The organism is Streptomyces sp. NPDC007945, assembly GCF_042958885.1.
Lineage (GTDB): Bacteria > Actinomycetota > Actinomycetes > Streptomycetales > Streptomycetaceae > Streptomyces.
Window position 1 is genome coordinate 1,000,822 of the sequence record NZ_JBIBJV010000001.1, and the last position, 11,830, is coordinate 1,012,651.

Consider the following 11,830-nt stretch of genomic DNA (forward strand, 5'->3'; position numbering starts at 1 on the left):
ACCCTGACGATGCAGCACATGTTCGACACCGTCCTCGTCGCCAACCGGGGCGAGATCGCGGTCCGCGTCATCCGCACCCTGCGCGCCCTCGGCGTCCGCTCGGTCGCGGTGTACAGCGACGCCGACGCCGACGCCCGGCACGTGCGGGAGGCGGACACGGCGGTACGGATCGGGCCCGCGGCGGCCTCGGAGTCGTACCTCTCCGTCCCGGCCCTCCTGGACGCGGCCCGCCGCACCGGCGCGCAGGCCGTCCACCCCGGCTACGGCTTCCTCGCCGAGAACGCGGCCTTCGCGCGCGCCTGCGCCGACGCGGGCCTCGTCTTCATCGGCCCGTCCGCCGAGGCGATCGCCCTCATGGGCGACAAGATCCGGGCCAAGGAGACCGTGAAGGCGGCGGGCGTGCCCGTCGTCCCCGGCGACGCCGACCCCCGGGTGGCCGAGGCCGCGCGGGAGATGGGCCCGCCCGTCCTGCTGAAGCCCAGCGCGGGCGGCGGCGGCAAGGGCATGCGCCTGGTGCGGGACCTCGCGGTCCTGGACGAGGAGATCGCGGCGGCCCGCCGCGAGGCCCGCGCCTCCTTCGGCGACGACACGCTCCTCGTGGAGCGGTGGATCGACCGCCCCCGGCACATCGAGATCCAGGTCCTCGCGGACGCGCACGGGAACGTCGTGCACCTCGGCGAGCGCGAATGCTCGCTCCAGCGCCGCCACCAGAAGATCATCGAGGAGGCGCCGAGCGTCCTCCTCGACGAGGCGACCCGCGCCGCGATGGGCGCGGCGGCGGTGGAGGCGGCCCGGTCCTGCGGCTACGTCGGCGCGGGCACGGTCGAGTTCATCGTCCCGGGCGGTGACCCGTCCCAGTACTACTTCATGGAGATGAACACCCGCCTCCAGGTCGAGCACCCGGTCACCGAGCTGATCACCGGCCTGGACCTGGTGGAGTGGCAGCTGCGGGTGGCGGCCGGCGAGCCGCTCTCCTTCGGCCAGGAGGACGTCCGGCTCGACGGCTGGGCGGTCGAGGCCCGGATCTGCGCGGAGGACCCGTCCCGCGGCTTCCTGCCGTCCGGCGGCACCGTCCTCGCGCTGCACGAGCCCTCGGGCGACGGCGTGCGCACCGACTCCGGCCTCCTCGAAGGCACCGAGGTCTCCTCGCTCTACGACCCGATGCTGTCGAAGGTCATCGTCCACGCGGCCGACCGCCCGACGGCCCTGCGCAAGCTCCGCACGGCCCTGGCGGACCTCACCACCCTCGGCGTTCCCACCAACGCGGGCTTCCTGCGCAGGCTCCTCGCCCACCCCGACGTGGTCTCGGGCGCCATGGACACCGGCCTGGTGGAGCGGGACGCGGAGAGCCTGGTCCCGGAGGGCGTCCCGGACGAGGTGTACGCGGCGGCCGCCGCCGTCCGCCGGACCGGGCTCGCGCCGCGGCCGCGCGAGGGCTGGACGGACCCCTTCGACGTGCCGGCCGGCTGGCGCCTCGGCGGCACGCCCAAGCCGCTCGCCTTCCCGCTGCGCGTGCCGGGCCTCGAACCCGTCGTGGTGGAGGCGCCGGCCGACGCCCGCGTCACGGACACCGGGGTCACCGTCGTCCTCGACGGCGTCACCCACGCCTTCCGCAGGGCCGGAGCCTGGCTCGGCCGGGACGGCGACTCCTGGCACGTGACGGACCACGACCCGGTGGCCGCGGCGCTCTCCGGGGCGCGGCACGGCGGGGCGGACACGCTGGCCGCGCCGATGCCCGGGACCGTGACCGTGGTGAAGGTGGCGGTGGGCGACGAGGTGGAGGTCGGACAGAGCCTGCTCGTCGTCGAGGCGATGAAGATGGAGCACGTCATCTCCGCCCCGCACGCCGGCACCGTCACCGAACTGGACGTCACGCCCGGGACGACCGTCGCCATGGACCAGGTCCTGGCCGTCGTCACCCCCCGCGAGGAGGCCGCGGAATGACCGCCCTGCCCATGACCGTCCCCGACCCGGCGCTGCCCGCCCGGGTCAGGATCCACGAGGTCGGTCCCCGCGACGGGCTGCAGAACGAGAAGACCGCCGTCCCGACCGAGGTGAAGGCGGAGTTCATCCGGCGGCTGGCCGCCGCCGGACTGTCCACCGTCGAGGCGACCAGCTTCGTGCACCCGAAGTGGGTGCCCCAGCTGGCCGACGCCGAGGCCCTGTTCCCGCTCGTCAACGGGCTGCCCGTCCGGCTGCCGGTCCTCGTTCCGAACGAGCGCGGGCTCGACCGGGCGCTCGCGCTCGGTGCCCGCGAGGTCGCCGTCTTCGCCTCCGCCACCGAGTCCTTCGCGAAGGCCAACCTCAACCGGACCGTCGACGAGGCGCTCGCCATGTTCGAGCCGGTCGTCATCCGGGCCATAGAGGCCGGCCTGAAGGTCCGCGGCTACCTGTCGATGTGCTTCGGCGACCCGTGGGAGGGCGCCGTCCCGGTCGAGCAGACGGTCCGCGTCTCCAAGGCGCTCGCCGACATGGGCTGCGACGAGCTGAGCCTCGGCGACACCATCGGCGTCGCCACCCCCGGCCACGTCCAGCGGCTCCTGCGGGAGCTGAACGAGGCCGGGGTGCCCACCTCCCGCCTCGCCGTGCACTTCCACGACACCTACGGGCAGGCGCTGTCGAACACGCTGGCCGCGCTGCGCCACGGCGTGACGACGGTGGACGCCTCCGCGGGCGGCCTCGGCGGCTGCCCGTACGCCAAGTCCGCCACCGGCAACCTCGCCACCGAGGACCTGGTGTGGATGCTCGACGGCCTCGGCATCGAGACCGGGGTCGACCTGGCCGCCCTCACCGCCACGAGCGTGTGGATGGCCGAACAGCTGGGCCGCCCGAGCCCGTCCCGTACCGTCCGCGCCCTCTCCCACAAGGAGTCCTGAGCATGTCCCTCGACCACCGGCTCTCCGCAGAGCACGAGGAACTCCGCCGCACCGTCGAGGCCTTCGCCCACGACGTCGTGGCGCCGAAGATCGGCGACTACTACGAGCGCCACGAGTTCCCGTACGAGATCGTCGCCGAGATGGGCCGCATGGGCCTCTTCGGCCTGCCGTTCCCGGAGGAGTACGGCGGCATGGGCGGCGACTACCTCGCCCTCGGCATCGCCCTGGAGGAGCTGGCCCGCGTCGACTCCTCCGTCGCCATCACCCTGGAGGCGGGCGTCTCGCTCGGCGCGATGCCGCTGCACCTCTTCGGAACCGAGGAGCAGAAGCGGCAGTGGCTGCCGAAGCTGTGCGCCGGCGAGATGCTGGGCGCCTTCGGCCTGACCGAGCCCGGCGCGGGCTCGGACGCGGGCGGCACCCGCACCACCGCCGTCCGGGACGGCGACCACTGGGTCATCAACGGCTCGAAGTGCTTCATCACCAACTCGGGCACGGACATCACCGGTCTGGTGACGGTCACCGCGGTCACCGGCCGCAAGCCCGACGGCCGCCCGCTGATCTCCTCGATCATCGTCCCGTCCGGCACCCCCGGCTTCACCGTCGCCGCCCCCTACTCGAAGGTCGGCTGGAACGCCTCGGACACCCGTGAGCTCTCCTTCGACGACGTCCGGGTCCCGGTGGCGAACCTCCTCGGCGAGGAGGGCCGCGGGTACGCCCAGTTCCTCCGCATCCTCGACGAGGGCCGGGTCGCCATCGCCGCCCTCGCGACCGGCCTCGCGCAGGGCTGTGTCGACGAGTCGGTGAAGTACGCGAAGGAGCGTCAGGCCTTCGGCCGTCCGATCGGCGACAACCAGGCCATCCAGTTCAAGATCGCCGACATGGAGACGCGCGCCCACATGGCCCGCATCGGCTGGCGGGACGCGGCCTCGCGGCTCGTCCTCGGCGAGCCGTTCAAGAAGGAGGCGGCCATCGCCAAGCTGTACTCCTCCACCGTCGCCGTCGACAACGCCCGCGAGGCGACCCAGATCCACGGCGGCTACGGCTTCATGAACGAGTACCCGGTGGCCCGCATGTGGCGCGACTCCAAGATCCTGGAGATCGGCGAGGGCACCAGCGAGGTCCAGCGCATGCTGATCGCCCGCGAGCTGGGCTTCGCCTCGTAGGAGGCCGGTACGGATGTGAGCCCCGGCGGAGGACCGTACTCCGCCGGGGCTCACATCGGTTCGGGGGGTCAGGCGAAGCGGGCGATCGGGTTCACCAGGTCGCCGACGAGCTGGAGCGCGCCGGACGGGTCCGCCAGGTCGACCATCTGCTTGTTGTTGCGCAGCTGGAGGCGGTTCAGGGCGGACAGGGCGAAGGTCTCCGTGAACATGTCGTACTGCGCGAAGCGGTCCGCCAGCTCCGGCTTCGACTCCTGGTAGCCCTTCACGGACTCCGCGACCGTCCGCCAGAAGACGTCCTCGCCGACGACGCCCTCGGCCGCCAGGGTCGCCCCCAGGAAGCGGAAGAAGCAGTCGAAGACGTCCGTGAAGACGGACAGGAGCTTCATGGACTCGGGGACGTCGGCGCGGATCCGCTCCACCGCCGGCGGGAGCACCGCCTGCGGGTCCATCACGCAGATCTCCTCGGCGATGTCCTTGAAGATCGCCCGGTCGACCGCGCCGCGCTCGTCCAGGACCAGGATCACGTTCTCGCCGTGCGGCATGTAGACCAGGTCGTAGGCGTAGAAGCAGTGCAGGACCGGCAGGAGGTACGCGTCGAGGTAGCCGCGCAGCCAGGCCTCCGGCGCCAGGCCGGACTCCTTGATCAGGGCGCCCGCGAAGGACGCGCCCGCGTGGTCGACGTGCAACAGGGACGCCATCGTCGCCAGCCGCTCGCCCTCCGCGAGCCGCTCCACCGGCGACTCGCGCCAGAGGGCGGCGAGCATCTTGCGGTAGGGCGAGTAGCGGTCCGTGGCGGCCTCGTACTCCAGGTGCCGGTAGCCGACCGCCGCCCGCTCGCGGATGATCGAGAAGCGGGCCGCCTTGAGGACGGAGTCCGATTCGATCAGCTGCGCCAGCCAGTCGTTGATGGCCGGCGTCGCCTCCATGTAGGCGGCCGAGAGCCCGCGCATGAAGCCCATGTTGAGGACCGACAGGGCGGTCTTCACGTAGTGCTTGGCCGGGTCGGAGGTGTTGAAGAAGGTGCGGATCGACTGCTGCGCCAGGTAGGCGTCCTCGCCCTCGCCGAGGTACACGAGGCGCTGCTGCGCCACCTCGGCGGCGAAGGTCACCGACAGCTTGTTCCACCACTGCCAGGGGTGGGCCGGCATGAGGAGGTAGTCGGCGAGGTCCAGGCCGAGGTCCGCGAGGATGCCGGCGAAGCGGTCGACGGCGGCGTCGCCGAGTTCGGCGCGGATGAAGGCGTCGTACTCGATGCCGTCGCCGGCGGTGAAGGCGGCCCGGTCCCGGCGGGCGGCCAGCCACACCAGGTGGACGGGGTTCGCGGCCTCGGGGGCGTAGGCGCGGTACTCGTCGACGCCGAAGCCGAGTCGGCCGTTGTTGGCGACGAAGCAGGGGTGGCCCTCGGTCATGCCCGTCTCGATGGCCTGGAAGCCGGCGCGGGCCAGCTCGGCGGCGGGCACCTGCGGCTTGGTGGCCTTGTAGGCGGTGCCGGCGAGGGTGGAGGAGATCTCCTCCAGGTAGACCGGGAGGATCTCGTCGCTGAGGCCGAGCGAGCCGCGCAGTTCGGTGATGAACCGGAGCGCGTCGAGGGGCAGCTGCTCCTCGCCTCGGTGGCAGCTGATCGACTCGGGGTAGACCTGCCAGTGGTCGAGGGCGAAGCGGTCCGCGGTGAAGCGGTACTCGGTGGCGCCGTCGTCGCTGAGCACCCGGTAGCGGGACTCGCCCAGCTCCTGCGGGTTCAGCAGCCGCTCGTGGGCGAACTCGGCGAGGCCCTTGCGGATGAGCGCGCGGTTGGCGGCGGCCCAGCGCTCGGGGGTGAGGTGGGAGACGGGGTTCATATGCTCGCTCCGACGGCGGTGGCGGACTCGAACTGGGCCCGGGTGCAGAAGCTCAGGAGCGCCTTCTTCTCGGGCTTCTGGATCTCGCGCTCGGGGACGAAGCCGACGGCCTCGTTGAGGGCGTGGACGGCCTTGTTGGCGACGTCGGGCTCGACGACCACGCGGGCGGTCGCCGGGTCGGCGAACAGCTCGCGCATGACCTCGGTGATCACCATGCGGGTGAAGCCGTGCACCGGGGTGTCGGTGGGGGCGACGAGGAAGTGCATGCCGACGTCGCCGGGGAGCGGGTCGTACAGGCCGACGAGTTCCATGCGGGAGGGGTCGTACCGCTCCATGAGGATCGCCGGGGTGCCGTCCACGAGCCCGATGAAGGCCTGGTGGTGCGGGTTGGCGGCGAAGGCGGCGTACTCGCGCTCGACGTCCTCGACGGTGGCGTCCTGCATCATCCAGAACGCGGCTTTGGGGTGGGTGACCCAGGCGTGGATCAGCTCCGCGTCCTGGACGGGGTCGAGCGGGCGGAAGCGGACGGTCATACGGCGAACTCCTGGAACGCGATGGTCTTCTCGACGGGGTAGTACTCGGATCCCAGCATCTCGCCGATGATGTACGCGTTGCGGTACGCCCCCATGCCCAGGTCGGGCGAGGTGATCGAGTGGGTGTGGACGCCGGCGTTCTGGAGGAAGACCTCGCGCCCGGTGGTGTCCACGGCGTAGTTGCGGGCGACGTCGAAGCGGCCCCGGCCGTCGAAGCGCAGCCGGTCCTTCAGCGGCTCCAGGAAGGCGGGGACGGCGTACTTGTAGCCGGTCGCGAGGATCAGGCCCTCGGTCTCGATCTCGTACTCCTTCTCCTGCTCCTCCTGGCGGAAGCCGAGGGTGTACGTGCCGCTCGTCTCGTCGTACGAGGCCGTCCGCAACGCGGAGTTGGTGAGGAGGCGGGTGGGGACCGGGCCCGCGAAGTTCTTCTGGTAGAGCAGGTCGAAGATGCCGTCGATGAGGTCGCCGTTGATGCCCTTGAAGAGGCCCTTCTGCTGGGACTCCAGTCGGTAGCGGGTCTCCTCGGGGAGCGCGTGGAAGTAGTCCACGTACTCGGGGGAGGTCATCTCCAGGGTGAGCTTGGTGTACTCCAGCGGGAAGAAGCGCGGGGAGCGGGTCACCCAGTTGAGCTGGTAGCCGTGGACGTCGATCTCCGACAGGAGGTCGTGGTAGATCTCGGCGGCGGACTGGCCGCTGCCGACGATCGTGATCGACTTCTTGCGCTGGAGTGCCTCCTTGTGGGGCACGTAGCGCGAGTTGTGGATCAGGTCGCCGCCGAGCTCGCGGCAGGAGTCGGGGAGGTACGGCGGGGTGCCGGTGCCGAGGACGATCCGGCGGGCCAGGAACGTTTCTCCGGCCTCGGTGGTGACGACGTACACCTCGCCGGCCTCGTCGTAGGAGACCGAGGAGACGGTGGTGGAGAAGCGGATCGAGGTGACCCGGTCGGCGGCCCAGCGGCAGTAGTCGTTGTACTCGGCGCGCAGCGGGTAGAAGTTCTCCCGAATGTAGAACGAGTACAGCCGGCCCTTCTCCTTCAGGTAGTTGAGGAAGGAGTACGGCGAGGTCGGGTCGGCGAGGGTGACCAGGTCCGACATGAACGGCGTCTGGAGGTGGGCGCCTTCGAGGAACATCCCCGAGTGCCACTCGAAGCCCGGCTTGGACTCCAGGAAGAGGCCGTTCAGTTCGGCGATCGGCTCGGTCAGGCAGGCGAGGCCCAGGTTGAAGGGACCGAGCCCGATGCCGATGAAGTCGTGGATGCCGGCGTGCTCAGGCGTGGACAAGGTTCTCTCCCAGGTACTGCTCGGCGTGGCCGGCGATCAGATCGAGGACGGCGGCGATGTCGGCCACCGTGGTCTCGGGGTTGAGCAAGGTGAACTTGAGGTACTGGCGGCCGTCGACCTTGGTGCCGGCGACGACGGCCTCGCCCGAGGCGAAGAGCGCCTTGCGGGCGTGGAGGTTGGCGCGGTCGATCTCGTCGGGCGAGGTGACGGCCTCGGGGACGTAGCGGTAGACGAGGGTGGACAGCTGCGGGTCCACGACCACGTCGTAGCGGGGGTCGGCGGCGAGCAGCTCGTACCCGGCGGAGGCCAGGTCGCAGACCTCGTCGAAGAGCTCCCCGATGCCGTCCGCGCCCATGACCCGCAGGGTCATCCACAGCTTGAGGGCGTCGAAGCGGCGGGTGGTCTGGAGCGACTTGTCGACCTGGTTGGGGATCTGCTCGGCGACCGTCCGGAGCGGGTTGAGGTAGTCCGCGTGGTAGGTCGCGTGGCGCAGGGTGGCCCGGTCGCGGACCAGCACGGCGGAGGAACTCACGGGCTGGAAGAAGGACTTGTGGTAGTCGACGGTGACCGAGTCGGCGTGCTCGATGCCGTCGAGGAGGTGGCGGCGCTTGAGGGAGGCGAGCAGTCCGCAGCCGTAGGCGGCGTCGACGTGCATCCAGGCGCCGTACTCCTCGGCGAGGGCGGCGATCTCGGGCAGCGGGTCGATGGAGCCGAAGTCGGTGGTGCCGGCGGTGGCGACGATCGCCATGGGGACGAGGCCCTCGGCGCGGCAGGCCTCCAGCTCGGCGGCGAGGACGACGGACTGCATCCGCTTGGACTTGTCGACCGGGATGGAGACGACCGCGTCGCGGCCGAGGCCCAGGAGCTTCGCCGACTTCTGGACGGAGAAGTGGCTGCACTCGGAGGAGAAGATCCGCAGCTTCGACAGGTCGTCGGTGCCGGCCTCCTCGCGGGCGATCAGCAGCGCCTGGAGGTTGGACTGGGTGCCGCCGCTGGTGAAGACGCCGTCGGCGAGGGGGCCGAGGCCGATGCGGCCGGTGGTCCAGTCGACGATCTTGCGCTCGATGAGGGTGCCGCCGGCGGACTGGTCCCAGGTGTCGAGGGAGGAGTTGACGGCCGAGAGGACGGCCTCGCCGAGGACGGCGGGGATGACGACCGGGCAGTTGAGGTGGCCGAGGTAGCGCGGGTGGTGGAAGTAGACCGCGTCGCGGAGGTAGACGTCCTCCAGCTCGTCGAGGGCGGCGGAGGCGTCACCGAGGGGGCGGTCGAGGTCCACGGCGTCGATGACGGGCGCCAGTTCGGCGGGGGTGACGCCGGTGAACGGTCGGCGCGTCGTGGCGAGTTTGGCCGCCACCCGCTCGACCCCTTCGGTGACGGAGCGTCGGTAGCTCTCCGCCGTCGTGTCGTTGAGCAGGTGCGAACGCATGTGGGGGCCCTTCCGGGACGAGGGACGCGGAACGCGCAACCGTGGATGCAGAAGTGAGGTTAGCCTAACCTAATTTGATACGGCAACAGCCCCCCGACCGGTGAAGGTCGAGGGGCCGTCAGGTGAAGCGGATCACTGTGCCGCGTCGCGCTCCGCGTCCTGCGCCGTCTCGTCCGGCACCTCGCGCAGAGCGTCCTCCGAGAGCCCCTTGCGCCAGTAGCCGACGAAGGTCACCCGGCGCCGGTCGAGCCCGCGCTCGCGCACGAAGTGCCGCCGCAGCGCCTTCACCGCGCCGGACTCGCCCGCGATCCACACGTACGGCGACTCCCCGGGCAGTTCGGCACCCGCGACCGCTTCGAGACCGGAGGGCGCACCCTCCTCCCGGACGAGCCAGGTGACGGTGGCGTCCGCCTCCGTCTCCAGCTCCATCCGGTCGCCGGAGTACGGCACTTCGAGGAAGACCCGGGCGCGGGTCTCGGCCGGCAGCCACTCCAGGATCGCGGAGGCGGCGGGCAGCGCCGTCTCGTCGGCCCAGATGAGCACCGAGTCGGCGTCCTCGGGGAGCCGGAAGCGGACCCCGGTGTTGTCGGCGACCGCCGGCCCGAGCACGACCACCCGGTCACCGGGCTTGGCGTGCTGCGCCCAGCGGCAGGCCGGACCGCCGTCCTCGTGGACGGCGAAGTCGATGTCGACCTCGTTCACGGGGTCCGTGCGCCGGGCGCGGACGGTGTACGAGCGCATCACGGCCCGGACGTCGTCGGGCATGGCCCGCCAGGCGCCGAGGATCCCGTACATGTCGGGGTCGTCCAGCGGCGGCAGGACGGGCGCCTCCTGGCCGGGGTGCGGCAGGAAGAGGGAGAGCGACTGGTCGCGGCCCCCGGCGGCGAAGCCCTTGAGGTCCTCTCCGGTGAAGGTGACGCGGACCAGCGACGGGCCGAGCCGCCGCGTCCGGTCGACCTGGAGGGAGAAGAACTGGAACGGGGCGGTCTCGGCGGTCGTCATCGGGTCAGGCCACCTTCTTCGCGTTCTCCAGGGCGGTGGCCAGGTCCTCCAGGAGGGGGGCGCACTTGGCGTAGGAGTAGACGGGCTCGGTCACACGCGGGAAGACCTGGCCGGCCTTGACGGCGGGCAGCGCGGCCCAGGTCGGCTTGGCCTTCAGCTGCTCCGGCTGGAGGGTGCCGGTGCGGTTGTCGAGGAGGATGACGTCGGCCTTGTACTTGTCGACGTTCTCCCAGCTGAGGAGCTCGAACCAGCCGGACGGGTCCAGCTTCGTCGGGACGATGACGTTGATGCCCATCTCCTGGAAGAAGAGGGTGTCGGTCGGGCGGACCGGGGTGGAGACGTAGAAGGTGTTCGGGTCGCCGGAGCCGATGAGGACCTTGATGTCCTTCTTGCCCTGGGCGACCTTGCGCAGACGCTCGGCGGCGGCCTCGAAGCGGGCCTTGTCCTTCTTCACCTGCTCGCTGTTGACGTCGGCGCCGAGGGAGGCGGCCAGGTCGGCGTGGCGCTGGAGGACGGACGGCATGGACTTACCGGCGGCCCACAGGGCGACGCTCGGCGCGATCTTCAGGATCTTGTCCTTCTGCTCCTCCGGCACGTACCAGAGGGCGTCCTTCTCCCACATGTCGGTGATGAGGACCTCGGGCTGGAGCTTGAGGTACTCCTCGATGTTGAACTCGCCCCAGACGTTGCCGATGACCTTCACCTTGGTGATGTCGAGGTCGCCGGCCTGGACGTCGGGCTTCTTCGCCTTGGTCTTCGGGTCCTCGACGTAGGTCGGGCCGAAGACGCCCTTCACCTCGACGCCGAAGTCCTTGAGGGCGGCGGCCGTGCCGGTGAAGGCGACGATGTTCTTCGGCGTCGTCTTGGCCTTCACGGTCTGGCCGCGGTCGTCCTTGAACTCCCAGGGGCCGGACTTGGCCGAGGCGGAGGCGGAACCCGCGTCCTTCTTGTCGCCGTCGCCACAGGCGGCGAGCACGGCGCCGAGCCCGAGGGCGCCGCCCGCGGCGAGGATGCCGCGGCGGGTGAGGGAGGTGGCTCGGGCGTTGCTGGGCATGGCGGGTTCGCTTTCGATACGTGCCGGGATCGGCCTGATCAAGTCGAGGGTAGGTTAGCCTAACCTCATCGCGATCAGTAGGGCCGGGGTCGGGAGGTCTGCGTCACATCCCGCCCGACTTCCGCGCCCCGGGGCGCCCCCTCGCCCCTGGCCGCCCTCCCCTTCTTATGGGGGTCCCTCAGACCCCCCTCCAGGGAGCCCGGCGCGGGTCGAGACTCCCCCTTTTCCGTCCAAGGTCTGGACCAACACCCCCTTCAGGGCCGATGATCATGCGGTCCCTGCCCGATTTCGGGCAGGATTCTTGCGGGAACCCACGATTACCCCTCAATATTCATGGGTGCTCGAACGCCGCCCGACCCATGACGACCTCATCGACCATCTGGCCCGAAGCACCGCGCTCCAGCGCGGTGAGGCCGCCCGGGTGGTGCTCGACGTGCTGGCGTACTTCGACGAGACCACCGAGGAGTTCGTCCGGCGCCGCCACCGCGAACTGCAGTCCGGCGGAGCGGTGAACGCGGAGATCTTCGAACGGATCTCCGCCGAACTGCCGCACCGGGCCGTCGCGCCGCCGGAGCTCTCGCTGCGGCAGCTGCGCCGGATCGTCTACGGATAGCCCGGCCCCGGCCGGATCCGAGCAGCACCACCATCATCAACCGGA

10 protein-coding genes are annotated in these 11,830 nt (G+C 70.9%); 4 read left to right on the forward strand and 6 right to left on the reverse strand.

Features of this window, described 5'->3' with window-relative positions:
* The first annotated feature begins 18 nt into the window (after positions 1-18).
* The 3 genes from ACFZCF_RS04525 to ACFZCF_RS04535 are packed head-to-tail and all read left to right on the forward strand — an operon-like array spanning position 19 to position 4,039.
* Positions 19-1,944, forward strand: a complete 1,926-nt coding sequence (locus ACFZCF_RS04525) for a biotin carboxylase N-terminal domain-containing protein (protein ID WP_388441281.1) — start codon at positions 19-21, stop codon at positions 1,942-1,944.
* Entirely contained in the window at positions 1,941-2,876 is a 936-nt protein-coding gene (locus ACFZCF_RS04530; RefSeq protein ID WP_388441284.1) for a hydroxymethylglutaryl-CoA lyase, read from the forward strand. The genes ACFZCF_RS04525 and ACFZCF_RS04530 overlap by 4 nt, the downstream gene beginning before the upstream one ends.
* Before the next feature lie 2 nt (positions 2,877-2,878).
* Positions 2,879-4,039, forward strand: a complete 1,161-nt coding sequence (locus ACFZCF_RS04535; RefSeq protein ID WP_388441287.1) for an acyl-CoA dehydrogenase family protein — start codon at positions 2,879-2,881, stop codon at positions 4,037-4,039.
* Positions 4,040-4,107: 68 nt separating this feature from the next.
* On the opposite strand, the gene ACFZCF_RS04540 is transcribed toward ACFZCF_RS04535, so the two are convergent.
* From ACFZCF_RS04540 to ACFZCF_RS04565, 6 genes are all read right to left on the reverse strand, one after another.
* Positions 4,108-5,877 (reverse strand): IucA/IucC family protein, encoded by a 1,770-nt coding sequence (locus ACFZCF_RS04540; RefSeq protein ID WP_388441291.1) that lies wholly within the window; start codon positions 5,875-5,877, stop codon positions 4,108-4,110.
* A complete protein-coding gene (locus ACFZCF_RS04545; RefSeq protein WP_388441294.1) occupies positions 5,874-6,410 on the reverse strand; it encodes a GNAT family N-acetyltransferase in 537 nt (178 codons plus the stop codon). The genes ACFZCF_RS04540 and ACFZCF_RS04545 overlap by 4 nt, the downstream gene beginning before the upstream one ends.
* Entirely contained in the window at positions 6,407-7,690 is a 1,284-nt protein-coding gene (locus tag ACFZCF_RS04550) for a lysine N(6)-hydroxylase/L-ornithine N(5)-oxygenase family protein (protein ID WP_388441297.1), read from the reverse strand. The genes ACFZCF_RS04545 and ACFZCF_RS04550 overlap by 4 nt, the downstream gene beginning before the upstream one ends.
* Positions 7,677-9,116: a pyridoxal phosphate-dependent decarboxylase family protein gene (locus ACFZCF_RS04555; RefSeq protein WP_388441299.1), complete on the reverse strand. Its 1,440-nt coding sequence runs from the start codon at positions 9,114-9,116 to the stop codon at positions 7,677-7,679. The genes ACFZCF_RS04550 and ACFZCF_RS04555 overlap by 14 nt, the downstream gene beginning before the upstream one ends.
* Positions 9,117-9,248: 132 nt before the next feature.
* Positions 9,249-10,118 (reverse strand): siderophore-interacting protein, encoded by an 870-nt coding sequence (locus tag ACFZCF_RS04560; protein ID WP_388441302.1) that lies wholly within the window; start codon positions 10,116-10,118, stop codon positions 9,249-9,251.
* A 4-nt stretch (positions 10,119-10,122) separates the two neighbouring features.
* Positions 10,123-11,172: an ABC transporter substrate-binding protein gene (locus ACFZCF_RS04565; RefSeq protein ID WP_388441304.1), complete on the reverse strand. Its 1,050-nt coding sequence runs from the start codon at positions 11,170-11,172 to the stop codon at positions 10,123-10,125.
* Positions 11,173-11,509: 337 nt separating this feature from the next.
* On the opposite strand from ACFZCF_RS04565, the gene ACFZCF_RS04570 reads away from it, so the two are divergent.
* Entirely contained in the window at positions 11,510-11,785 is a 276-nt protein-coding gene (locus ACFZCF_RS04570) for a hypothetical protein (protein WP_391284571.1), read from the forward strand.
* Positions 11,786-11,830 lie beyond the last annotated feature (45 nt).